General features: G+C 43.6%; 17 protein-coding genes and 3 tRNA genes. 16 read left to right on the forward strand and 4 right to left on the reverse strand.

Going from position 1 to position 25,392, the window contains the following annotated elements:
* The first annotated feature begins 609 nt into the window (after positions 1–609).
* Entirely contained in the window at positions 610–2,484 is a 1,875-nt protein-coding gene (locus AC1EKB_RS00415; RefSeq protein ID WP_481248520.1) for a DEAD/DEAH box helicase, read from the forward strand.
* Positions 2,485–2,621: 137 nt separating this feature from the next.
* On the opposite strand, the gene AC1EKB_RS00420 is transcribed toward AC1EKB_RS00415, so the two are convergent.
* Positions 2,622–3,044, reverse strand: a complete 423-nt coding sequence (locus AC1EKB_RS00420) for a DUF3052 domain-containing protein (protein ID WP_481248521.1) — start codon at positions 3,042–3,044, stop codon at positions 2,622–2,624.
* Positions 3,045–3,281: 237 nt separating this feature from the next.
* Between AC1EKB_RS00420 and nrdD the strand changes: the two genes are divergently transcribed.
* The 6 genes from nrdD (at position 3,282) to AC1EKB_RS00450 (ending at position 11,393) form a co-directional block, all read left to right on the forward strand.
* Complete coding sequence (gene nrdD, locus AC1EKB_RS00425; RefSeq protein ID WP_481248522.1) at positions 3,282–5,729, forward strand: anaerobic ribonucleoside-triphosphate reductase; 2,448 nt, start codon at positions 3,282–3,284, stop codon at positions 5,727–5,729.
* Between the two features lie 149 nt (positions 5,730–5,878).
* Positions 5,879–6,586 (forward strand): anaerobic ribonucleoside-triphosphate reductase activating protein, encoded by a 708-nt coding sequence (gene nrdG, locus AC1EKB_RS00430; protein WP_481248523.1) that lies wholly within the window; start codon positions 5,879–5,881, stop codon positions 6,584–6,586.
* A gap of 404 nt (positions 6,587–6,990) precedes the next feature.
* Entirely contained in the window at positions 6,991–8,964 is a 1,974-nt protein-coding gene (locus AC1EKB_RS00435) for an ABC transporter ATP-binding protein (RefSeq protein WP_481248524.1), read from the forward strand.
* The gene (locus tag AC1EKB_RS00440) at positions 8,954–11,089 is read left to right on the forward strand and encodes an ABC transporter ATP-binding protein (protein WP_481248525.1); all 2,136 of its coding nucleotides are present in this window, start codon (positions 8,954–8,956) and stop codon (positions 11,087–11,089) included. The genes AC1EKB_RS00435 and AC1EKB_RS00440 overlap by 11 nt, the downstream gene beginning before the upstream one ends.
* 115 nt (positions 11,090–11,204) lie before the next feature.
* Positions 11,205–11,278 (forward strand) — tRNA-Asp (locus AC1EKB_RS00445).
* A 42-nt stretch (positions 11,279–11,320) separates the two neighbouring features.
* Positions 11,321–11,393 (forward strand) — tRNA-Phe (locus tag AC1EKB_RS00450).
* A 74-nt stretch (positions 11,394–11,467) separates the two neighbouring features.
* Here the strand turns inward: AC1EKB_RS00450 and galE are convergent.
* On the reverse strand, positions 11,468–12,478 hold the full coding sequence (galE, locus tag AC1EKB_RS00455) for a UDP-glucose 4-epimerase GalE (protein ID WP_481248526.1): 1,011 nt from the start codon (positions 12,476–12,478) through the stop codon (positions 11,468–11,470).
* A 188-nt stretch (positions 12,479–12,666) separates the two neighbouring features.
* Between galE and trmB the strand changes: the two genes are divergently transcribed.
* The 7 genes from trmB to AC1EKB_RS00490 all read left to right on the forward strand — a co-directional run bounded on the left by trmB (position 12,667) and on the right by AC1EKB_RS00490 (position 20,652).
* Positions 12,667–13,620 carry a tRNA (guanosine(46)-N7)-methyltransferase TrmB gene (gene trmB, locus AC1EKB_RS00460; RefSeq protein ID WP_481248527.1) on the forward strand — a complete coding sequence of 318 codons (954 nt, stop codon included), beginning with the start codon at positions 12,667–12,669 and terminating at the stop codon, positions 13,618–13,620.
* Positions 13,621–13,765: 145 nt separating this feature from the next.
* Positions 13,766–13,837, forward strand: a tRNA-Glu gene (locus AC1EKB_RS00465).
* Between the two features lie 575 nt (positions 13,838–14,412).
* Positions 14,413–15,150, forward strand: a complete 738-nt coding sequence (locus AC1EKB_RS00470) for a hypothetical protein (protein ID WP_481248528.1) — start codon at positions 14,413–14,415, stop codon at positions 15,148–15,150.
* Positions 15,151–15,175: 25 nt separating this feature from the next.
* Positions 15,176–17,899, forward strand: coding sequence for an HAD-IC family P-type ATPase (locus AC1EKB_RS00475; RefSeq protein WP_481248606.1), 2,724 nt, complete (start codon positions 15,176–15,178; stop codon positions 17,897–17,899).
* A gap of 62 nt (positions 17,900–17,961) precedes the next feature.
* Entirely contained in the window at positions 17,962–19,440 is a 1,479-nt protein-coding gene (locus AC1EKB_RS00480; protein ID WP_481248607.1) for an L-serine ammonia-lyase, read from the forward strand.
* A 267-nt stretch (positions 19,441–19,707) separates the two neighbouring features.
* On the forward strand, positions 19,708–20,115 hold the full coding sequence (locus AC1EKB_RS00485; RefSeq protein WP_004132678.1) for an FKBP-type peptidyl-prolyl cis-trans isomerase: 408 nt from the start codon (positions 19,708–19,710) through the stop codon (positions 20,113–20,115).
* Between the two features lie 57 nt (positions 20,116–20,172).
* Positions 20,173–20,652, forward strand: a complete 480-nt coding sequence (locus AC1EKB_RS00490; protein WP_481248529.1) for a GreA/GreB family elongation factor — start codon at positions 20,173–20,175, stop codon at positions 20,650–20,652.
* Between the two features lie 187 nt (positions 20,653–20,839).
* Here the strand turns inward: AC1EKB_RS00490 and lexA are convergent, their stop codons facing one another.
* Positions 20,840–21,562, reverse strand: a complete 723-nt coding sequence (lexA, locus tag AC1EKB_RS00495) for a transcriptional repressor LexA (protein WP_128813948.1) — start codon at positions 21,560–21,562, stop codon at positions 20,840–20,842.
* A 160-nt stretch (positions 21,563–21,722) separates the two neighbouring features.
* Between lexA and AC1EKB_RS00500 the strand changes: the two genes are divergently transcribed.
* Together AC1EKB_RS00500 and nrdR are read left to right on the forward strand one after the other, a co-directional pair.
* Positions 21,723–22,085: a LysM peptidoglycan-binding domain-containing protein gene (locus AC1EKB_RS00500; protein WP_481248530.1), complete on the forward strand. Its 363-nt coding sequence runs from the start codon at positions 21,723–21,725 to the stop codon at positions 22,083–22,085.
* Between the two features lie 312 nt (positions 22,086–22,397).
* The gene (gene nrdR / locus AC1EKB_RS00505; RefSeq protein WP_481248531.1) at positions 22,398–22,844 is read left to right on the forward strand and encodes a transcriptional regulator NrdR; all 447 of its coding nucleotides are present in this window, start codon (positions 22,398–22,400) and stop codon (positions 22,842–22,844) included.
* Positions 22,845–23,090: 246 nt separating this feature from the next.
* Here the strand turns inward: nrdR and AC1EKB_RS00510 are convergent, their stop codons facing one another.
* A complete protein-coding gene (locus tag AC1EKB_RS00510; protein WP_481248532.1) occupies positions 23,091–25,367 on the reverse strand; it encodes a HelD family protein in 2,277 nt (758 codons plus the stop codon).
* Between the last annotated feature and the right edge of the window lie 25 nt (positions 25,368–25,392).

The raw sequence follows: 25,392 nt of genomic DNA on the forward strand, positions 1-25,392 counted from the left end.
TTGATACAAACGCATTACAAGGCAGGTCATGTCGTTCGCGCGGTCTAAGCGCGCTCACGTCTTCGCTTGCGTTGAAAGCACACTGTGCTTTCAACCTTAAGCAAGCTCAGCGCTCTATTCCTCGCGGCTATTGGTAGCCGCTCGGCTGATTTGGCATGTAAAGTCCACTGGACTTTACATTTGAGCCAAATCACGCTTTGAAGGAGCTTGAAATGCGTTATACAATTTCAAGCTCAGTCAAAGCGCCTCTCGCGCTACGCTTTAAGCGCTCAGGCAGGTTGGCGCGCACTACAAGACTCCGCATTTTTAGTCCTACACGCTGGTTTGAGATACAAAGTCGGGAAAGTGTTCTTGCTTTTGTTTCCCAAAACACTAAAAATGGGAACAAACGTGGGCAAAAAATAAACAAACGTGGGCAAAATGTGAGTGCGCTGTAGCGTGCGAACGACTACATCACCTAGTCCTCTTAGGTACTGGAATAATTGCGTATATCTTAAACACCGAGTTTTTGTGTGTTTTTGTGTGGGGTGTGTGCTAATCTCGGTTAGTTCATGACTTTTTATAGATTCGTCAATCGAATTGTTCAATCATAAAATACGAAAGGCTATTGTGCCACATACTCATTATGATGCGTTTGCTAAAACGCAAGGCTCTAAGAAAACTGCTGCTAGAAAATCGAATAGTAAAAAATCCGCTGTAAGTCAAAGCGCTAATAAGAATTTTTCTAAAAAAGGCTATAAGTCCAAAGAAAATCCGTTTGAATATAGAAGAAATCGCAAGAATAACGAATTTAACGCGCGTAAGAACCGCAATCGTAAGGCAGATAAAGCTAGAAGTCGCGCCAGAGAAAAAGCTTTGCAATACGAAGAGATGGCAATTCAAGAAGCTGAGCAGGACTTTGGAGAGCAGGACTTTAATTCGCAGAGCTTTAGCAAGCGCGATTTTGATAAGCGTGATTTTAAGAATCGTGACTTTAAGAATCGTCATCTAAAAAATCATGATTCAAATGAGCAGAATCCAAATAAGCAAAATCAATATAATCGTAATCCAAATAAGCAAAATCAAGAAATCACAAAAAACTCCGTAATGATTCCAAATGCAGCTGTGGAATCACGCGAAAACTACAGCGATGACGTGACCTTTGCGCAGCTAGGCGTTCCGCAGCCTTTGGTGGAAGTTTTGCGCGCAGACGGCAAAAACACGGCTTTTCCAATACAGCAAGCGACTTTGCCTGACTCTTTGCAAGGCGCGAATATTCTAGGACGCGGCCGAACGGGAAGTGGCAAGACGCTAGCGTTTTCAATTCCGCTTGTTGCGCGATTGGTTGAAAACTTTGTTGATTTAATCAACTCGGGTCGAGCTTCTAGAAAAAACAAGAATCGCGAAGAAGGCGATATTCCAGCGCCTCACGCAATGATTTTGGCGCCGACTCGCGAGCTGGTGCATCAAATCGACGACGTAATCGCGCCTCTAGCGTCTGCTTACGGCATGAAAACTGTAACGGTTTATGGCGGTGTGCGTTACAAGCAGCAAATGGCGCTTCTTAAGCAGGGAGCGCAAATCGTAGTGGCTTGCCCAGGGCGATTAGAGGATTTGCTGCGTCAAGGCGCGTTAACGCTCGAAAAAGTGATGGTAAGCGTTTTAGATGAGGCCGACGAAATGGCAGATATGGGATTTTTGCCAGCCGTTACGCGCTTGCTTGAGCAGACTGATCCAAATGGTCAGCGCATGCTGTTTTCTGCTACTTTAGATAAGCAAGTTGCGACTATAGTAAATCGCTTCTTGCCGAATGCTCTTGTTCACGCTGTGGACGACGCGGATTCGCAAGTAGACACAATGACACATTACGTTTTTGGCGTTTCTGCGGCAGATAAGTACGAAGTTTTGAGAAAGCTGGCTTCGGGCAAAAAGCGCTCAATATTCTTTACGCGCACAAAGTATCAAGCCAAGAATATGGCAAAGAAGTTTGTGCAACAGGGGATTCCTGCAGTTGATTTGCAAGGAAACTTGTCGCAAAATCAACGCGATAGGCATATGAGCGTTTTTGCTAGCGGAGATGTGCGCGTGCTAGTAGCTACTGATGTTGCTGCGCGAGGCATTGATATTAGCGATGTGGCGCTTGTTGTGCAAACGGAGCCACCAGAGGATCCAAAGTCGTTCTTGCATAGGTCGGGGCGTACTGCGCGCGCAGGCGAGTCGGGCAATGTTGTAACTCTTGTGTTGCCGAATCAAAAGCGAATGGCGCACACTATGTTGAGGCGTGCTGGCATTAACTCTAAAGCGCAAGACGTTAAGCCAGATTCGCCGATTTTGCAAGATATTGTTGGGGATTTTGCGGATTTGCAAGAGGGTTGGAGTATGCCAGAACCAGAGCAGCCAAAGCGCAAAGGCAGGGGTAGAGGCCGAGGTAGAGGCCAAATTCGAGGCAAAGGACGCTCGCACAGTTCACATGACTCGCACAGTGATTTGCGCAAACGTAGGTAGGCGTATTACAATCGATTCCCGCTTTTGTTCCTAGAATTGTGTTAAAAGGGAACAAACGCGGGGAATCTTCCGATTTTTATTTCTGATTTTAGCGTTTAGAGCTACAAAAAGCGTCGGCTATCTAATGCGCTAATGCGCTACTTGCTTTGACCTTTGCCGAACGCGCGCAAGCGAATACCATTCCAATCTTCGCTAACTGTTAAAGGCGTTGCGGCGTTCATTCCAGCAGTCATTGCTGCTGCTTGAACAGTGCTAGAGCTTGGAGAACCAGCACGCCCTGGCTTAGGCGTTAAAACCCACATAGGTGCGTTGCTGTCCAACATGTTTGTTGCATCCATAATGGTGTCTGCTAGCTCGTCCTCATCGTCGCCATCGCGCCACCAAATAATCACTCCGTCAACAGTGGAGTTGTAATCTTCGTCAACAAGTTCTTCGCCAGTCAATTCTTCTATATTGCTGCAAATCGCATCGTCAACGTCATCGTCCCACAGCCACTGCTGTACGATGTCTCCAGGTTGGAATCCAAATTCTTCTGCATGTTGAAAAGCTGTCTGTTCCACGTGACTCAATATATCAAAGCGTCAAGAATTTGCGCGACTCGCCCTATCTGCACGCACGGCACGCTGAGACACGCCTGGAAAATCGCCAGAAACCACAAAATCACTATATGTAGTTTGTTATTTATGTAAATTACCCTAGATATTGTGCATGCTATGGGCTATAGTAGAGCAAGTTGTTGCGAATCATAAGTAGATTTGCGATTCAAAATACACGTTAGCTTGAGAAAGGTCTGTAGAATGCAGGTCTCTGATATGACTTTAGAGGATGCCACTTTGCAAGATGAAGAAGCCGTCACTTTGGGTGATTTTAATGTAGCTTCAAACGACTCTTCTAAGAAGTCTCGCGTGCAAGTCGAAAAGCGTGATGGCCGCGTTGTTGACTTTGACCATATGAACATTATTATGGCAATCAAGGCCGCTTTTAAGGATTTGCGCAAAGAAGTCGGTCCTCAAGAAGAGCAGATGATTCGCGATATTACGGATCATATTGAGGCCGAAATTCAAGATCGTTACAATGGCCCTGCAAAAATCGAAGATATTCAGACTCTTGTTGAGCATGGTCTTATTGAAAATCATCTTTACGAGGTTGCGCGTTGCTACACAAGCTACCGCCTGAACCGAGATATCGACCGCGCTAAGGCAACCGACATCAACGAAGCTGTGAATCGCCTTGTAAACCGCGATGAGTCGCTTGTGCGCGAAAATGCCAACAAAGATTCCAACGTTTACGCCACTCAGCGCGATCTTCTTGCAGGCGCTGTTTCTAAGGCTTCTGCGTTCTCTATGCTTCCACACGCAGTTTCTAACGCGCATATGAAGGGCGATATTCACTTCCATGATGCTGATTATTCGCCATTTACTTGCATGAGCAATTGCTCACTTCCAGATTTTGGAGATATGCTCGCTAAGGGCTTTGCGCTTGGAAACGCTATGATGGATAGCCCAAAGTCGATTGGCACGGCAGCTACTCAAGTTACGCAGATTATTAAGGATATTGCAGGCGCTCAATACGGCGGTCAGACTGTGAATCGCGCAGACGAGATGCTGGAGCCTTACGCTAAGTGCGATTACGACAAGAATCTTGCTATGGCTCAGGCGATGATTCCAGACTCTACGCCAATCGAAGTTGCTAAGGCCATGATTGACGGCCTTAAAGCTCAGGAGCCTAAGAATCTTCATTGCTCAGATAGGGATCCTCTTCCAGCAGACACTCCTTTTGACGAAAACTTGAGCGAGCTTGATCAGATTCGCGAGATTTACGCAAAGATTATGACGCGCAAGGCGATTTACGACGCTATGCAAACAATGGAATATCAAATCAATTCCAACCGCGTTTCTAACGGTCAAACTCCGTTCGTAACTGTTGGCTTTGGCCTTGGTACGTCTTGGTTTGCTCGCGAAATTCAGCGCGCTATTTTGCTTAATCGCATTCGCGGACTCGGCAAGGACCGTCATACTGCTATCTTCCCTAAACTTGTGTTTACTATTAAGCACGGTGTTAATGCAGATGCGGGCGATCCAAACTACGATTTGAAGCAGCTTGCGCTTGAGTGCTCTACAAAGCGCATGTACCCAGACGTTGTGTTCTACGAGAATATTATTAAGATTACTGGCTCCTTTAAGGCTCCTATGGGTTGCCGATCCTTCCTTCAGGGATGGATTGATCCAAAGACTGGAAAAGACGTGGAAGACGGCCGCATGAATCTTGGCGTTGTAACAGTTAACGTGCCTCGCATTGCGCTGGAGTCTCACGGAGACGTAAATCGCTTCTGGAAGCTCTTTAACGAGCGCATGGAAGTTGCTCATCAAGCTTTGCGATTCCGCATTATGCGCTGCAAGCAGGCCACTCCTGTAAACGCTCCAACTCTGTTCCGCTACGGTGCTTTTGGCCGTTTGGGAGCTAACGAGAGCGTGGATCAGCTGTTCCGCAATGAGCGCGCAACTGTGTCTCTTGGCTATATTGGATTGTATGAAGCTACATCCGTGTTCTTTGGCAAGGATTGGATGCAAGATCACAGCTGGAATGAGGATGGCAAGCAATTTGCGCTTTCTATGGTTCGCCGTATGAATCAGCTTTGCCAGCAGTGGTCGAAGGCGGAGGGATACCACTACTCGGTGTATTCCACTCCTGCTGAGTCTTTGACGGATCGTTTTAATCGCATGGATCGCCAGAAGTTTGGCCATGTGGAAGGCGTTACCGATCACGACTTCTACACCAATTCCTTCCATTACCCAGTGTGGTTGCAGCCAACTCCTATGGAGAAGCTCCGCTACGAGGTTGACTTCCCGTATCTTGCTTCCGGCGGATTTATTAACTACTGCGAGTTCCCATGCTTGCAGGCGAATCCTAAGGCTTTGGAAGCTGTTTGGGATTATGCTTATAAGATTGGCATTGGCTACTTGGGTACGAACACTCCGATTGACCATTGCTTTATTTGCGGATTCCAGGGCGATTTTGAGCCGACTAAGGAAGGCTTCCGTTGCCCAGAGTGCGGAAACAGCGACCCAGATAAGTGCAATGTGACTAAGCGCACTTGCGGATACTTGGGCAATCCTGTTCAGCGACCAATGGTTCACGGCCGCCACGAGGAGATTGCTCACCGCGTAAAGCACATGTCGGGCGAAACTGGCCATGTTGTTCTTAACAATGGCGAGTCGCGCGAGTGGTACGAGGAGACAAAGTAGCGCGTAGGAATGCGGTATAAAATTGCGGCAATTGCGGAAAATTGCGATATAAAGTCGAGTAAAATTGCATTCGTCAAGTCGCATAAAGTCGCATAAAGTCGCATAAAATAAAGTAAAAGCTAGGCTAAATTACTAAAAAGGTTGGAACCATGGCTCGTATAAGTTTGCACGATTTTGCACCTGCAGACGTTAACCGCGGGCCTTGGATTCCAACCTCTCTTTCTAATAATCCGCGCGCAGGGCAGTGGTCCAGTGAGCGCATGAGCAAGGGCATGATTGCGGATTATAAGCGATTTCTTATGACGGATGGCGAGGGAATCCGCTGTTCGCTGTATGTTTCTGGCTGCCCGTTCCATTGTGTTGAATGCTATAACGAGTCGATTTGGGATTTTCGCGCAGGCTACCCATACACGCAAAAGCTTGAAGACCAGATTATGGAAGATTTGGCGCTTCCGTACGTGCAAGGATTGACTCTTCTTGGCGGCGAGCCGCTTCTTAACACTGGCATTTTGCTGCCACTTTGCAAGCGTATTCGAAGCGAGTTTGGCAATACAAAAGACATTTGGAGCTGGACTGGTTACACTTGGGAAGAGCTTATGCGCAAAGGCGAGACTCCCGATAAGCTTGAGCTTTTGCAATATATTGACATTCTTGTCGACGGGCGATATATGAAGAATCTTCACGATTCGCTATTGCAATTCCGCGGATCTAGTAATCAGCGGATTATTGACGTGCCAAAGTCGCTGGAAAATCCAGCCGAGCCGCCTGTAATCTGGGCAAAGCTTCACGATCAAGAGCGTTTTATTCCATCAATCTACGGCAAGGATCGAGCGCAAGGCGAAGGTGACGCGAGTTAGCTAATGGTTGTGATAGTGCGTTTAGACCGCGCAAGTGATTTTCCTACTTGGTATTGCGCGAGGTTTGAGTATTTCTCTCCTCGCAGGCGCTTTGACTGAGCTTGAAATTGCATAACGCATTTCAAGCTCCTTCAAAGCGTGATTTGGCTCAAATGTAAAGTCCAGTGGACTTTACATGTCAAATCAGCCGAGCGGCTACCAATAGCCGCGAGGAATAGAGCGCTGAGCTTGCTTAAGGTTGAAAGCACAGTGTGCTTTCAACGCAAGCGAAGACGTTCGCGCGCTTAGACCGCGCGAACGACACGACCTGCCATGTAGCTGATTTACGGCGTGTTGTGGTACAAAGTACTACAAGTCAGAGGTGATATGATTAAGCGTATAAATTCGTTTAATAGAGAGGTTGCATGAAAGCAAAATCGCAGCAAAAACCTAAGAATTACGCGCCTCATGCGTTTCGCACAATAATGCCGTTGTTAAAGCGCTATCGCATGCTTGGCGTAATCACGTCTGCTGCGATTTTTGTAGAAGCGTCTATGCAAATTGCGATTCCAACAGTAATGTCTAGTCTTATTGACTTTGGAATTGACGCAAAATCCCAAAATGCTGTTAAATACTACGGCTTGCAATTACTCGCTTTTGCCGCAATATCAATGATTTTCGGCGTTATTTCTGGCGTTTGTTGCGCTCATTCTAGCGCTGGTTTTGGCAAAAATTTGCGATGCAAGATGTTTAGTCGCTTGCAATCGTTGAGTTTTTGCGATCTTGACCGTTTTTCTACTGGCACTGTTGTTACGCGATTAACTAGCGACGTTTCTAATATTCAATTTGCGTATCAAATGGTTATTCGCGCAGGCGTTCGCAGTCTTGTGATTATTGTTGCAGCGTGGTGGTTTACTTTTTGCATAAGCCCTTCTATTTCTTGGGTTTTTCTTAGTCTTATTCCAATTGTTGGCATTATTTGTGGTATTGGTGCCAAGATTGTTGCGCCCACTTTTGCGCGAATTTACGGCACAATTGACAGCATGAACAGCATGGTTAGCGAAAATTTGCGCAATATTCGCATTGTTAAGTCGTATGTTAGGGAAGACTACGAAAACCACCGTTTTAGGCGTATATCGCATAAGATTTACAGCTATTTTTTAAAAGCAGAGTATGTTCTAAATTGCAGCATTCCGCTTTTTAACCTGTGTTTTTATGCGTGTTTGCTTCTTATTGCGTGGATGGCTTCTAAGCAAATCGTTGCTTCGGGAAATAATCCTGCACTTGGCTTGACTACGGGAAATCTTGCGGCGCTGGTTGTGTATGCGTTGCAAATTTTGTTTGCGTTGGCTAATTTGGTTGTAATTTTTGTTATGACGGTTACTGCGCGCACGTCAATGCATCGTGTTGCAAATGTTTTACAATCACATAACAGTGAGTATGTTCATAAAAACCCGATTACAGAGCTTGCGGATGCTTCGATTTGCTTTAATAATGTTGATTTTGCATATGATTCTGCGAATGATTTTGAGCATGGTTTTGCGCGCGTTAATGGCGATTCATCTAAAGATGCTGGCGATTCATCTTCGAAAGCTTCCGACTCGTCTAAAGATAGTCAGGAAATTAAAGGTAGTCAGGAAATTTTACACAACATAAATCTAACCATTCCTTCTGGCTCTACTGTTGGGATTGTGGGCGCAACGGGTAGCGGAAAGTCAAGTATTATAAATTTGGTTGCGCGCCTTTATGATGCAACAAAAGGCACTGTTTTTGTAGGCGGATCAGACGTTCGTTTTTATGATTCCAAAAGTTTGCGCAACCAAATAGGAATTGTGTTACAAAAAAATATTCTGTTTAGCGGCACTATTGCGCAAAATCTTCGATGGGGCAATGAGGATGCCAGTGACTCCGACTTGCGCGAAGCGTGCAAAATCGCTTGCGCTCAAGAGTTTATAAACGATTTGCCACATGCATATAACACGAATCTTGAGCAAGGCGGCAAGAATCTTTCGGGCGGTCAAAAGCAGCGACTTTGCATTGCGCGCGCGTTGCTAAAGCGGCCAAAAATCTTGATTTTAGACGATTCAATGAGCGCGGTAGATGTTAAAACAGACGCCAAGATTCGCGAGAATTTAAGGCATTTTATGCCCGATTCCACGCAAATCATTGTTGCGCAACGCGTGTCTTCTTGCATGTATGCGGATTTGATTGTTGTTCTTAAAGATGGGCGTGTTGTTGCTAAAGGGAAGCATAGCGAGTTGATGGAATCGTGCGAAATTTATAGAAAAATGGCTATTTCTCAAAGCGCAAAAATGATTGAGTCTAAAAACAGCGAAGGTAGCGAAGGCGTCGAAGGTAGCGAAGGTAGCGAAGGTGGCAGGATTAACAATGAAAAATAATGAAAAGTCGCAGGAAAACTTAGAGCAAAAATCGCAAGAAAAATCCGCTCTAAATTGGCGCGTTCTAAAGCGCTTAGCGTCTTATATTATGGCCTACAAGATGCAAGTTTTTGTTGTTATTGCGTCAATTATTGTAAGCTCCATTGTTCAAGCTGTAAGCGCAATGTTTTTGCAATCGCTTGTAGACGCGTACATTTTGCCTCTAATCGGCAAGCACAATCCAAATTTTGCGCCACTTTTGCGAATGATTGCAATTATGGCATGCGTGTGCGCTATTGGCGTGTTCTTTAGCTGGCTTTGGAGCAGGCTGGTTGTAAAAATCGCGCAAAGTGTAATGCGAAACCTTAGAAATCAAATGTTTAAGCATCATCAAGATCTTCCGCTTGGGTACTTAGATGCTCATGGATATGGCGATGTTATGAGCCGATACACAAACGACACGGAAGCGCTCCATGAAGCGATTTCTTGGTCTTTTCCCGACTCGTTTAGCGCGCTAATGTCTATTGCGGCTGCGTTTTGCGCGATTGTTTGGCTTTCGATTCCTGTTGCGATTTTTGTTGTGATTTTTACTGCAATTCTTTTACTTCTAGTGCGTTTTATGCTTAAGCGTTCGGGCAAGCTTTTTGTGCAATTCCAGGCAGCTTTGGGTGATTTGAACGAGTTTGTAGAAGAGGCGGATTCTGGTAGAAAAGTTATTAAGATTTTTAATCACGAGCGCGCGGCGGTGGAAAAATTAAGTGATTTGGCTTCTCGTGTGCAAAAAATTTCTGCTAGCGCCAATTCTTACGCAAATAATGTTATGCCTGTGATTAGTAACGCGAGCTATCTTTTTTACGTTTTGCTTGCGATTTTTGGAGCGTGGGCTGTAAATGCTGGCGTGCCTTCTGCTGGGTTGAGTGGCGCGTTTGGGGGCGATGCATTGAATAATTCAAGCACGCTTACAATCGGCACGCTTATATCGCTTCTTACGCTTTCTCGCGCGTTTATAAATCCGATTGGCGAGATAACAATGCAATTAAATTCGCTTATGATGGCGGCTGCAGGCGCGAATCGCATTTTTGCGCTTTTAGATGAGTCTGTTGAAAAAGATGATGGAACAGTTAAGCTCGTTAAAATTCGCGCAAAAATCGTTGAGTGTTGTAGTGGCGATAGCGGAGATAAATCGCTATCAGATATTGATAAATCGCAAGTAAATCAAGTAGATTTTACAGCATCTAAACATTCTTATTTGCAAGTTTTTAACGAAGTAGGCGAAGATTCTTGTGGGAATAACGTGTATTGGGCGTGGAAAAATTGCTCTGAAAAGTCAAGCTACGATTCTTCAAGCTGCGATTCTTGCAAAGATGCCCAAAAACACGCGATTTGCTCTAAAGACGGCGTGTATACGCTTGTTAGGGGAGATGTTCGCTTTGAAAACGTTACGTTTGGCTACGAGCCTTCTAAAACCGTTTTGCACAACATATCTTGGTATGCGCACGCGGGTCAAAAAGTTGCGCTTGTAGGTGCCACTGGCGCTGGCAAGACCACAATCGCCAATCTTCTTACGCGTTTTTACAACATTGCAGATGGTCAAATCTTGTATGACGGGATCGACGTTCGCAATATTTGCAAAAGTGACTTGCGACATGCTGTTGCAACTGTTTTGCAAGATGTTGGATTGTTTAGTGCAAGCATAATGGACAATATTCGCTACGGACGCCTTAATGCTAGCGATTCGGATTGCGTTGCTGCCGCCACTCTTGCGCATGCGGATTCCTTTATTTCCAAGCTGCCAGACGGCTACAACACGTATATTAAAAACGGCGGAGCAGAGCTTTCTCAAGGCCAAAAGCAGTTGATTGCGATTGCGCGCGCTGCTGTTGCGAATCCGCCAGTTTTGATTTTAGACGAAGCAACTTCTTCGATAGACACGCATACGGAAGCGCTTGTGCAAAGCGCGATGGATGCTTTGATGCAAGATCGAACCGTGTTTGTGATTGCGCACAGGCTTTCCACAGTGCGAAACGCGGATGTGATTATGGTTTTGGACCATGGTCGCATTGTTGAGCGTGGGTCTCATGAAGACTTGATGAAAAAGCGTGGTGAATATTATCAACTTTGCACGGGTGCAATGGAGCTGGAGTAGCCAGCGTCGTGTTTGCTTGATATTCTGCGGCAACACGCCGAATACGCTTTTGAACTTGCATTTTGGCGTGGATTCTGTAAGATAGTAACTCGGCTGTTCAATGGAACAAAGCCACGGCCCCGTAGCTCAGTTGGTTAGAGCGCCGCCCTGTCACGGCGGAGGTCACCGGTTCAAGTCCGGCCGGGGTCGCGATTAGTAAAGGCCCGGTTCGCCGGGTTTTTTATTCATCATGGCTCTGTAGCTCAGTTGGTAGAGCGAGCGACTGAAAATCGCTAGGTCAGCGGATCGATCCCGCTCGGAGCCACAAGTAAATAAATAAAAACTAAATAACAAAACGCGCAGCATTTTTGCCGCGCGTTTTTTGTTTATCTGAGTTGACTAGTCAACTTGTTTCCATGATTCAACATCAATATGATGATTTGGATTTGCTTGCCAAGCAGCCCAAGCAGATTCCACAATATCTTTAACGCTGTAGCGCGCGTGCCATCCCATCTCTTCGTTAATGCGCTTTGTGCTTCCAATCAATTGTGGCGGATCGCCAGCTCTACGCCCTAAAATCGCCTCTCTAAATGGCAATCCAGTAACGCGCCTAACTTCGTCTACAATTTGACGAACAGAAGTGCCTTTGCCTGTTCCAACGTTAAAAGCGTCGTACTTACGCTCGTTGCGATCCAAATAAGTAAGCGCTGCAATGTGTGCGTCTGCAAGATCAGAAACATGAATGTAGTCGCGAATGCAAGTGCCGTCGGCAGTAGGGTAGTCATTACCAAAAATCGCAGGAGCTTTGCCTTGTTGCAATCTATCTAAAAGCATAGGAATCAGGTTCAAAATCGCAGGATCTTCTAACTCTACAGGCCCGCATCCAGCAACGTTAAAGTAGCGAAGCGCGCAAAAACGAATTCCGTAAGTGTGTTCGCAAGCGCGTGCCATCCACTCGCCAAAAAGCTTAGTTTGGCCGTATGGATTAATCGGAAGCATTGGCACAACGTCTTCTGGCACAACTTCTACAGGCGGCTCGCCATACGTGGCTGCGCTAGACGAAAAAACAAGCTTTTTAGCACCGCTTTGGCGCATTCCTTCTAAAACGTTAAGCATGCCGTTAATGTTCTGCTGGTAGTACCAAAGCGGCTTTTCTACGGACTCTCCAACTTGCTTTCGCGCAGCAAAGTGAATTACAGAATCAACGTTATTTTCTTTCATTATTTGCGCAAGTCGCGCTCCAGCGTCTGGGGAAGCAATGTCCATTCCGTAAAGTCGTGCGCCTTCGATTCTTGTAGGCTTTCCGTAGCTCAAATCGTCTACAACTACAACGTTTTGCTTAGCTTGGTGAAGAGCGTGTACAACGTGTGCGCCAATGTAGCCGCATCCGCCTGTAACTAGAATAGTCATTGTTTACCGTTTACCTTTCTTACATATGCTGTTTTTGCACAATGTTATAGGGAAATTATAGCGCTTGAATCATATTGTGTTTTTGTGATTGTTTGACATTGTTTGTGAGTGTATTGGTATTTGTGTTGGTATTTGTGCCAGTGTTTTGCGCGTTTGATATTATTCGATGAGTTGTGATTAAGTCGCGTATGCAAGAAAATAAGGAAGATTGGCTAAAAATGAACGATTTTAATGTAGATAGTGCAAGTGACGATTTGCATAGTGGCCACTCTTTTAGCGATTTGACTGGTTGCGAGGATGGTCGCGAGGGTGGTCGCGAGGATGCTTGCGACTCTTCCAAGCCTAAACAAACGTACGCATCTGCTAGGGCTATTCTTTCGTTTGTGCGAAGGTCTGCTAGGCTCGACGCGCGCTTAGAGAAAGCCAAGCAGCGCTACTCGGACGCGTATTTGCTATGCATTGCGGATGGTGTTGGTTCTTTGCGCGTAAAAAGCGATTTATGTGTGGATTCGCAGTGGATTGAGACCAATTGGGGCAATGCTAATCCGCTTATAGTAGAAATCGGCTCGGGTCAGGGCGAGAACATTGTTGCGGCTGCTGCTGCAAACCCGAATACGAATTTTCTTGCGCTAGAAGTTTACGACCCAGGCGTAGCGCACACTATGCTTTTGGCTGGGAAGCAGGATTTGCATAATTTGCGAATTGCTCAAGTTAACGCTCCTGATTTTTTTGCAGCGTGCAAAAGCGGTGTTTTGGCAGAAGTTTGGACATTTTTCCCAGACCCTTGGCCTAAAATGCGTCATCACAAGCGACGAATTGTTCAGCCATCTTTGGCTAAGTCTGTGCATAATGCGCTTGTTGCGGGCGGAGTTTGGCGAATTGCTACAGATATTGAGGATTACGCGTTGCATGTTCACGAGGTTATGGATTCTTTGGCGTGCTTTGAAAACGCTGGAGATTTGCGCGTGAGCTTGCCTACGGAGCATGTTGGCAAGGGGAATGCACAAGATGCTGGCGATTTGCCTCACGCTGATTTTGTTGAGTCGCGTCGCTTTGATGGGCGTGTTTTGACGAATTTTGAGCGCAAGGGATTAGAAGCTGGTCGCGTGATTCACGATTTGACGTATGTTGTTAAAAAGTGAGTTGCGCATTTGATTGTGATGCAGTGCGTAATGCGTAGCGCGTGCTTGTGTTGTGTGCTTTGTTAGAATCGCGTTATCTTCCTTCAACACGCCGTAATTTGCAAGAACTGCGCATGAGTGTTAATATCATATGGTTTGGTTAAAAGCCCCCTTCGTCTAACGGTTAGGACACCAGACTTTCAATCTGACAACAAGAGTTCGACTCTCTTAGGGGGTACAAATTTTACGCCGCTAGTTTTAGCGGCGTTTTTGTTATCTACGATGTTTACCGCTTGCTCGAACTCTTGCGCTGTTCTTCTACTCGGGTTATGGGTTATAGGCCAAAAAGTGTGTAAAGCTAAGCTGATGAATCTTATGGTGTATAAGCCACAGCCCACACACCGTTAAAAACTCAACTAACCAACTGAGAAAATAACGGTCGCGTGTTACTACTGTGGCAGTACGTAATCTGCACAAGTAACATCGTTTGACGATTTATTGTTAAATATTCAGCTAATACAGCTTCGAATGTCATTGCGCATAAGAAATAACCCACATCTGTATATCACAAGCTCTACTGCCGTAAGAGTTATGAGCTGATTTTTACACACTTTTTGTCCAGGTGTCGAATGTGCAGGAAACAGATTCGATTACCACAAAACACTTGTATTGCAAGGCCTAAGGCATGATTTTTTACACACTTTTTGTCCTATAATCCACGATGTTTACATCTTGGTGGGTATAGGCCAGAGTTACGAACTCTTGCGCTGTTCTTCGATATGCTTCGTGCGTGATTTGTGCTATAAAAGTCTTATGGTCTTTATGTGCAAAACAAAACACGTTCTTATGCGTGCGATTCGTGCTGTTTTGTGCAAACGTAATTATGTTGTTTTGGCTTTTGCGTCCGCATTGGTGATTTTCTTATTCGCGTCTCTAAGTGCTTGCACGCCTCAGAGCCAAGCTGTTGGCGATAGTGGTCATTTGGACGACATTGTTCATGATGGCATTGATGTAGAAGACATAAAGTTGTTTGTAGTTGGATCTAGGCAGGCGGCGCTTGATTCTAAGCTTTTGCATATATGCGAGAAATTTGGTTTGCATGCATCATATACTTCGATTGCAGACGTAAAAAATACTAATTTTGCTTCACAAGAGGCAATTACAGACGCTTCAAATCAGCCTGTGTCTATTATTTTGATAAACAATATTAATGTTGATAGGGCAGATCGCGTTGATTCTAGCGTTAAAAGCAATGCTGGTGGTGCACATGTTGATCTAAAAGCGCGCAAATCTTGGACTAATGCGCTTGAATATGCGCGCTCTGCTGGTATTCCTGTTGTGCTTGTTAATCCGCAAAATCCACCTAAGGATCGCACTTTGTATGCAGCGAAGCTTTATATTCTTAAGGATTTAGATGGCGAGAATCTGTTTGACGCAAATCTAATTAAGAGTTTCGGTAAAATTCAACATTCTAGTCTTCTAAAAATCGTTCAATCTGTGATTGATAATACGCCTCACAGTAGGGATGTGGTTATAAATGACAAAGATTAGCGCTAACGTTACGAGTTCGCAAAAAATGCATGGTTCGCAAAGCTCTGCAAACTCTACAGATTATACAGATTCTGTGAATATCTCTGATTTCCCTGATTTGCCAGATGTCAGCGAACAAGGTTTAACGCAAAGCGAAGTTTTTGATGCTGTAAATCGCGGATTTGTAAATGTTACAAATAATCGCACATCTAGGTCCGTTCTTTCTATTGTGCGCGCAAACGTGTTTACTCTTTTTAACGCAATCATTTTTGCAGCAATGGTTGTTGTTCTTGCCACTGGTTCTTGGAAAGATGCTGTTTTTGGCTTTGTGATTCTTATTAACACGGGTATTGGTGTTGTTACGGAGTTGCGCGCAAAGCGTACGCTCGACCGTCTTTCGATTCTTGTTGCTTCCAAATCGATTGTTCGACGCGAAGGCAAAAATGTTTATGTTGATCATAGCGGTATTGTGCTTGGTGATTTGTTGTGGGTTCGTTCTGGCGATCAGGTTCCTGCAGATGCAAATGTTGTTAAATCTTGGGGCTTAGAAGTGGACGAGTCCATGCTTACGGGCGAGTCTGTGACTGTTTGTAAAGCTGCGGACGACTTTGTTTATTCTGGGTCTACTGCGGTTTCTGGCGTTGCTTTAATGCGCGTTACAGCTGTAGGAGATAACAGCTATGCGTCTAAGCTTGCTGCACAAGCAAAGGTCTATACAAAAACAATCTCCGATTTGAGTCGTGGAATTAACACGATTCTAAAGTGGATGACGATTGTTGTTGTTCCTCTTTGCGTTTTGCTTGTTTGGTCTCAAATCAATAAGGTTGGCGGATTTGCTGTAGCTTTACAGACGGGGCAGTGGAAGAGCGCTGTTGTTTCTGCTGTTGCTGGCGTTGTTGGCATGATTCCAGAAGGACTTGTTCTTTTAACTTCGCTTAACTTTGCTGTTGCTGCAATGCGTCTTGCGCGTAAAAAAACGTTGGTTCAGGAGCTTGAATCTGTTGAAACTTTGGCTCGAGTGGATTGCCTTAATCTAGACAAAACTGGCACGATTACGGATGGCGGAATCGCGTTTGTTGGTGTTGACTTGATTGGTGATGGCTCGAATCGTTTGGTGAATCAAGCTTTGTTTGACTTATCTAACGAAGAAAATCCAAATGCTACAGGTTCTGCCATTATGGAAGGCCTTAAAAATCAAGGTGTTTCCGCTGCTTCTAGTGTTAGCGCTCGCTTGCCATTTTCATCTGCAAGAAAGTGGAGCGCAATACGCTACGCGCTAAAAGACGGTAGATTTGAAACGTGGTATATGGGTGCTCCAGAGGTTTTGGCAACTGCGATTTGTTCACGCGAATCTATCACTGTTTCTAGCGATTTGCACGGTTCTATTGCTCCAGCGGTTGCAGAAGGCGGAATCAGCGATTCTGCGGTTTTTGGCGATTCTACTTTCGATAATTGCCATTTAACGGATTCGTTTAAGCAAATTTTGAATCGTGTAAACGAATACGCTCAACAGGGTAATCGTGTTCTTCTTCTAGCTGTTGCTTATAGTAATTTTGGCGATTCTAATGATGCAACGTTCTCCAGTTCTCCAGTAGTGTCCACAAGCGCTCGCCCTGTTGCTTTAGTTCGATGCTCAGAGAAAATACGTGCCGACGCTCGTCAAACTCTTGCTTGGTTTAGACAGCAAGGCGTTAGGTGTCGCGTTATTTCTGGCGATAATCCAACAACTGTTGCATCTGTTGCCGAAAAAGTTGGTCTAACTGGTGACTCAAAGCCTGTTTCAATGGACGCAAGACAGTTGCCTACAGATATAAATCAACTTGCCGAGGTTCTTGAAAACGTTGACGTTTTGGGTCGCGTTTTGCCTAATCAAAAGAAGGCGATTGTTCAAGCTTTGCACTCTAAAGGACATGTTGTAGCTATGACTGGCGATGGTGTAAACGATACACTTGCGCTCAAAGAGGCAGACTTAGGCGTTGCAATGGGTAATGCTGCTCCAGCTGCTAAGGCTGTTGCTCAAGTTGTTCTTGTTGACTCACGTTTCTCGCATCTTCCAGACGTTGTTGCTAGAGGTCGTCAAGTAATGGCAAACATGGAACGTGTTGCAGGACTGTTCCTTGTTAAAACAGTGTATTCTGCGCTGATTTCTGCAGGTGTGGTTTTGCTTGGTCTTAATTTCCCATATTTGCCTCGTCACATAACCTATATCGGTTCGTTAACCATTGGTATTCCAGCGTTTTTGCTTGCTTTGGCTCCTAATACAAGGCGCTATGTTCCTGGATTCTTGCATCGTGTTGTTCGTTTTGCTCTACCAAATGGTATAGCTGTTGCCGTGTCTGTTTTGGTTGTGTCCATTTTTGCTCCTTTAATGCTTGCGCGCGGTCTTGATTCTTCTAACGTTAACGCCTCTAGGCTTATTGTTGAATCCGTGCACGCTGTTGGTGTAACTCGCACTATTTGTGCTGTTACTGTTTTTGTGCTCGGTGTTGCAGTTTTGGCCACAGTTTCTAAGCCACTTATATCTTGGCGTGGAATTATGGTCTTATGTTTTGCTGCTGCTGGCGTTATTGGTGCATTTATACCGTTTGTTGCGCATTTCTTTGATTTGCATGTTCCTGTGAGTGGAAATGCAATGTTTGTTATGATTTGTGCTGTAATTTTTGCCTTTGTTATCTGGTTGGTTTTGCATCTTGTTAGTCACTTGATTGAAAACTGGATTGATAATGTAAACGATGGTAGTGTTTTGCACTCTTATGATAGTGATCGTTGATGTAGCGTGTCGTGCCTACTAATAATTGTGCTTACAATAGATATGTGTTCAGTATTTTAGAAATGTTCTCGGTTGGTGTAGGTCCTAGTTCTTCACACACTGTTGGTCCTATGCGCGCAGCGAATGCTTTTGTGACTTCTCTTCAAAAGAATGGAAAGCTTAAAGACGTTTCGCATGTGCGAGTCACTCTATATGGCTCCTTGTCTCTTACTGGATTGGGGCATGGTACGGATCGTGCATCGGTTGCTGGTCTTGAAGGTAACCTTCCAGATGATGTTGATACAGAACACATGATGACTATTCGCGAAGATTGTAAAAAAAGCGGAACTCTAACGCTTGCACATAGTCATACAATTAAATTTGACTACGATTCAGACGTGGTTTTTGAAAAGTGGCGGCGCATGGCTGCGCATCCTAATGGCATGCGGTTTGTTGCTTTGGACTCCTTTGGTAATACTGTTGACGAACAAGTTTGGTATTCGATTGGTGGCGGATTTATTCGCAAAGGCAATGCAAACGATAAGATGATTGGTTTGCATGACCGCGTTGATGAAAATGTGGAAGAAAGTGAAGATAGTCCTAAGGATTCTAATCCTAAAGATTCTGAATCTTCTAGTGATTCGCATGAAGACTCTTCTGTTCCATATCCTTTTACAACGTGCAAAGAACTTATCTCGATTTGCAAAAAAGAGCATAAGAGCATAAGTGACATTGTTTGGCAAAATGAACTTGCTTTGCATAACGGTAATTCCGAATATGTTCGTTCCTATTTGTTGCATGTTTGGGAAGTTATGGAAGAGTGTGTTGAACATGGATGTAACTCTAGGCAGCAGATTCTTCCAGGCGGACTTGAGGTTCATAGGCGTGCTCCGCGTATGTATGCTCGTCTTGCTGCGAATTCCGATATGCTTAAGCAAAATCGTAGGCGAGCTGATTGTGCTTTGGAAGCTTCTGACTCTGCCTGGGTAAATCTTTTTGCTCTTGCAGTGAGTGAAGAAAACGCTGGAGGCGGTCGTATTGTTACAGCTCCGACTAATGGATCCGCTGGTATTATTCCAGCCGTTTTGCAATACTATTGGCGTTTTGTAGATAGTTCTAGCGAGGAGGGAATAATAAAGTTCCTTCTTGCTTCTGGTGCTATTGGCTATTTGTTTAAGCGCAATGCCTCTATTTCTGGCGCAGAAGTTGGGTGCCAGGGAGAAGTTGGCTCTGCGTGTTCTATGGCTGCTGCAGGCTTGTGCGAAGTTCTTGGCGGAACTCCTCAGCAGGTTGAAAATGCTGCCGAAATTGGTATTGAGCATCATCTTGGTCTCACTTGTGATCCGGTTGGTGGCTTGGTTCAGATTCCTTGTATCGAGCGCAACGCTATGGCTGCCAACACTGCTATTAATGCTGTTAGAATGGCTCTTTTAGGTGATGGCTCTCATATTGTTAGCTTGGATAGTGCTATTAAAACTATGAAGGAAACTGGCCAAGACATGATGTCTAAATATCGCGAAACATCTAAGGGTGGCTTAGCTGTAAACGTAGTTGAGTGTTAGTTATAGTCTTTGCGGTTATAGTTATTTTTGTTACGTTTTCCTTAAGAATGTTTGCATATTTGCTTGCATTGTGTTGCTATACTGTTGTGCAAGTTACATACGTATTGGCATAGGTAGCGGTTGAGTGCTAATCTAAAACACGCTATAAAATTGCAAAACTGTTATAATATTCAAAGTTTTTAATGAATAGTTTGTAAATGTTAGTGGCTTTTTGCAAGCATTTACACATGTTTGTAAGGGATTATAAGAGGTTATAAAGGAGGCAAAATGGCACAGGATATGCCAGAAGTAGTTGCGGAATTTGGTGCTACGCCAACGGTGACGTTCCCAGCGCTTGAGCCGCCAGCAGGGCTTAAGGTTGTTGAATTGGTAGAAGGCAATGGGCCTTTGGTTCGTGCTGGAGATACTGTTACCGTTAATTACCACGGTGTTGTTTGGGGAGCAAGTGAGCCTTTTGACTCTAGTTTTGCTCGACATACACCTGCCAGCTTTGGTATTGGTGTTGGCCAGGTTATTCAGGGATGGGATCGTACTGTTCCAGGACATAATGTTGGTTCTCGCTTACTTGTTTCTATTCCGCCTGAGTATGGTTATGGTTCACGAGGTGTTCCGCAGGCTGGAATTGGTGGTTCGGACACACTCGTTTTTGTGATTGATATTATTTCTACTCGCTAAACGCGAGTGGTTATTTTGTTACTTTTACTCTTTGTTCTTTGTTAAGGAGATTGCAAAATGGCTGAAGAAAAAATAATTCTGTTGACTAAAGAAGCCTACGATAAGCTTAAGGAAGAATTAGCTCATCGCGAAGGTGAATATCGTGATGAAATCACCGAGCGTATTGCTGCTGCTCGCGCCGAAGGCGATTTGTCTGAAAACGGTGGCTATCAGGCTGCTCGCGAAGAGCAGGGCAAGAACGAGGGTCGTATTAACGAGCTTATTGTTAAGCTACGCAACGCAAAGATTCTTGAGGCTCCAAAGGAAGGCCTTGTTGGCAATGGCTCTGTTGTTACTCTAGATCTTGCTGGTCGAGAGATGACTTATGTTCTTGGCTCTCGTGATATTGCTGTCGCTACTGATTACGATGTTATTAGTCCAGAATCTCCGATTGGTGCTGCAATTATCGGTGCTAAAGCGGGTGATACTGTTAGCTACTCTGCTCCAAATGGTCGCCAAATTTCTGTAACCATTAAGGACTCTCATCCACTCGCTTAGAACAATGAATTTGTTTTAATAAGCGAGCACATACTTGTTATCCATCTATTTTCTCTAATCGCTGTGATTTAGAATCTATATGATTTATAGATCACAGCGATTTTATTTATATGCTTATTTGTGTCCGTTTAACAGTATCGCTCTTTAGTTGTTTTAATCTCTTAAATCTTTTAAATCTCTTAAATCATTAAATTTTTCTTAAAATGGTAACAACTTTGCCCATTATCTTTGCGTGAGACCCATCTATAGGTGAATACGCTGGATTGTGAGGCATAAGCCAAACGTGACCATTTTCTTTTCTAAACGTCTTTACAGTTGCTTCGTTATCTAGCAGCGCAGCAACAATATCTCCATTTGTTGCTTCGTTCTGTTCTCGCACAACAACATAATCTCCGTCGCAAATTGCTGCGTCAATCATTGAATCTCCATGCACTTCTAGCATGAACAGATTTCCGCTTCCAGTAAGTCTTTCTGGTAAACGCATAACATCTTCAACATGTTGTTCAGCTGTTATAGGTACTCCTGCAGCGATTCTTCCAACAAGAGGAACATCGTGAGAGTTTATCAAAGACTCACTGTTATATAAGCTCACATCGATAGCTGATTGTTTTTCAAGCAATGCATGAGCTTTTTCTTTATTCTTTTGTATAAAATCTCCAATAACTTCAATTGCTCTACCTTTATTTGCGCTTATTCGTATTAATCCTTTCATCTCGAGTGCTCGTAATTGATGTTTTACGGAAGAAGGACTTCTTAAGCCTACAGCTTCGCCTATTTCTCTAAAAGATGGAGGGAATCCATGTTCTTCGAGGCATTGCTGTATAGCATCCATGATTTTTCTTTGGCGATCTGTTAGTGGCTCAGCGTTGTGCGCCGCAGAATCACTAAGCTCGTTTTGGGTGGTATTCATGGTGTCTCCTTTCGTTGTTTTACATTCTAATACACTTTTCTAAAAAAATCAAACATATGTTCGACACGCCGTTGCATCTTTAGAACAAATGTGTCAAGATTAATACACTTGTTCGATAGAACAAATGTTCATGTCAATTAAAACGTAAGAAAGGATAGTTATGTATAAGAAGTTGAACTCTTTTGATGGCGTTAATTATTCAACACCAAATCGTGCTGTTTTGACTAATAAGAGTTACAAAAAACGCAAAAATAAATTATTTATGCGTTTTATAGTTTTTTCTGCGTTAGTTTGCTTTGCTTGGATTATTTTTATGCCAAAGCCAGCTGTTTCAGCCGTATCAAAATCCTTTATAACGTATACAGTTCGCCCTGGAGATACATTGTGGAGTTATGCAAAATCCATAACAGATAAAAATGGCAATATTTCTGATTCTGTTGATTACCTTATGCAATTAAATAATCTTGAGTCTCCAGATTTAGAAGTAGGGCAGTCTATACGAGTACCTTTTATTGACAACTAATTTTATTATTACAAATATTATTAGAATGGAGTATTCATGAGTCCAAATTATGAATATAATTCGTCAGATTCATATGATTTGTTTACATTATATTATTGTGATGATTTTGCATGTTGTAGTTGTCATGATTTAAGCGTTAAACCAATTGTTGAACCACTTGTTGTTATGGATGTATCTATATATCCATCTATTCGAGTGTTTTGTAATAAATTTTATAAAATATACGAGGAAAAATATGAAAAAATCGATTTATTTATATAAAATATTGAAATATATATAACATATTCAATTAATTTTTAGTATGCTGTATATATGCATTGTCCTTTTTGTAAGAATCCTGATACTAAGGTTATTGACACTAGAATTAGCGAGGACGGATATTCAATCCGTCGTAGGCGTGAGTGTCAGATGTGTGGCAATCGTTTTACAACGGTAGAAACTACGCAATTGCTTGTTATGAAGCGTTCTGGTTCTGTGGAACCTTTCGATAGAGCAAAAGTGGTTGCTGGTGTTGGAAAAGCTTGCCAGGGTAGACCAATAGATTCTGAGGAGTTAAAGGCTCTTGGAATGGAAGTGGAAGCTGATTTACGCGCTCGTGGATTAGCTCAAATCACATCCGAAGATGTTGGAAAAGCAATATTAAAGCCGTTGCGCGAATTAGACGAGGTGGCGTATCTTCGTTTTGCTAGCGTATATCAGAATTTTACTGGTTTGAAAGATTTTGAGCGTGCAATAGAAGATCTTAAGAAAAGTAAGTAATTGTGCAACGTTTTACAACGTTTTACATTGAGTGAACGCTTTGTGAATATTGCTAAATAAGTATAAGTTTGAGTATTTGAGTTTGTGTAAATGTTGATTTGCCATTTGTTAGCGAATCGTTGAGTCTTAGAATAAATGTGGTTATAGTGTGAGGGATAACCTGATTTGTTTGACCCAATTAAAGGGTCAAACAAATAACAAGGTTGTTAATAGTTGGGTTTACTCAGTACTGTTACTTTGTGATTATTACTTTGAAAAATTAGCGTCGTCTTGTGTGCGTAAGACAACAAGGCGCTGTGTTGGTCTTGTCATTGCAACGTATAGATTTGCCGCTGCGCTAAGTCTGGATACTGCTTCTTGTTCTATAGCAGAAGGTTGCATTAGGATTATCGCATCGTATTCCAATCCCTTAACATCTTCCGCACTGCAAACGCTAATTTGGCTATCGTCAAAGTTTTGCTGAATTATGCGTGCATATTCCTTAGGTGGAAGATTCTTGCTAAGAGTATTTTTAACGATTTTGTTTGCATGCTCTATTAGTTCTTGAGGAACAATAATTGCTACGCGCCCACTTCCGTCTTCGGAAACAAATTCGTTAAATAGATCAATGCAATATTTAGCAAGCATATTATTAAGCTCATTTTGATTCTGAACCGTATGCGTAACAAGCGAATCGGGAACGGATCTAACTGCATTAACTGTTGATATATATAAGCCAGAATTATCTGCCACTTTTCCTGCAGCCTCAGAAACTTCTCTAGGATTACGGTAGTTAATTGTTAGCTCATAAAGATCCCAGTTGTCATTTCCAAACAATGAGCTCATGTTTTTTTGCCAACTATGTGTACCACCCAAAGAGGAGGTTTGTGCAACATCTCCAACAATGGTAAATGAGCGCGAAGGGCATCTGCGTATTAGCATTCGCCAATCCATTGCAGTAAGCTCTTGTGCTTCATCTACAACAACATGACCATAAGTCCATTCTCTATCAGACGCTGCAAGATTTGCAACCATACTTGCATCGTTACCTTGAATATTCTCAATAAGCATATCTGCGGTAACAATGCCATTTCCTATGCCATTTTGTGCAAGAGTATCGGAAGCATATTGCTGTTCTTCAAGTTTTTTACGAGCGAGAGCAGCGTTTTGTGCTTCGATCTTTGGATCTGGGCCTAAAAGCTCCATAGCTTCGTCAAGAAGTGGGATGTCGGACTGAGTTAAAGGACTTCCTTTTGGTCTAATTAATGCACGAATATCATTTTCACTTAACCAAGGAGCATATATGCGAAGCTGTTCAGGTTTAGAAAAGAGTTGGTCTATAAGCCAATTGGCATTCATAGGTAGCCAAGCAAGATTTAATGTAATCTTGAGCTTATTTTCCATTCTAAGTTGCGAAGTAATATCGGATATTTCCGCTTGGGAAGGAACATAATCAAGTTGTTCTAGATACCTGTTTCTAAGCGAACTTATAACTGACTTTACAAAGGTTTTACGAGCCTGGTTATGAGGCTGGTGTGTGCGCTGAGCGTCTAATTGTGCAAGCTCTATATCTTCCTTTTTTAATTGCACAGCGAAACCATTTATGCGTAGTGTTGGCAAATCTTTAGGAACGCGTATTCTTGCGCAAATAGCATTTTGAATAACGTTTTTCATGCGGTACATTCCCTTAAGTTTTGCTGCATGAGGAGTGTCTTGCACTGTTGCATGAATATTTGGGATTAAATCCGCTATAGTTCTGCTAACAACACCAGTTTCACCCAAAGATGGCAAAACTTGATCTATGTATCTTAAGAATGCAGAGCTTGGTCCTACAATCAAAACGCCTGATCTTTCAAGCTTTCTACGGTGTGTATAGAGCAAGTATGCTGCTCTGTGCAAAGCTACTGCAGTTTTGCCTGTGCCAGGTCCACCTTGAACAACAATTGTACGGTCTAAAGGAGCGCGAATAATTCGGTCTTGTTCTGCCTGAATGGTTGCAACAATATCCGTCATTTTTCCAGTTCTACGAGAACCTAGAGAAGCAAGCAATGCGCCTTCGCCAGTAAGTGTTCCTTGCTTAGACGCTTTGTTTACCTCGTCTGAATGAATATCTAGAATCTCGTCTTCAACTCCTACAACTTCTCGGAATTTAAGAGTTATGTGCCTACGCATAACAATGTTTCCATGATTTGAAGGAGTTGCTTCGTAGAATGGTCTGGCTGCTTCTGCTCTCCAATCAGTTAAGATTGGGTCGTGATTTTCGCTTAGTAAACCGATTCTTCCAATGTAACGTCTTATGCCTTCTTGGTCGTCTAGTCTGCCAAACACAAGTCTATCTTCTACAGCTCTAAGTTGCGTTAAACGATCTTCGTACATTGTTGCAAAAGAATCTCGTTCTGTTCGCTGAGTTGGTGAGCCATGCGAGCCTGCAGCGCGTACAGAATCAAGCCTTGTGCGGATTGTTGAACGCAAGTTATCTAATCGATTGTAAGCGCAATCAACCGCTTGTTGTTCTTCGCTGAGTTGTGAGGAGTACGTAGACATTTGTGTCCGTTCTTCTTAAAAGTTG

This window comes from Gardnerella sialicivorans subsp. sialicivorans, from assembly GCF_056746795.1.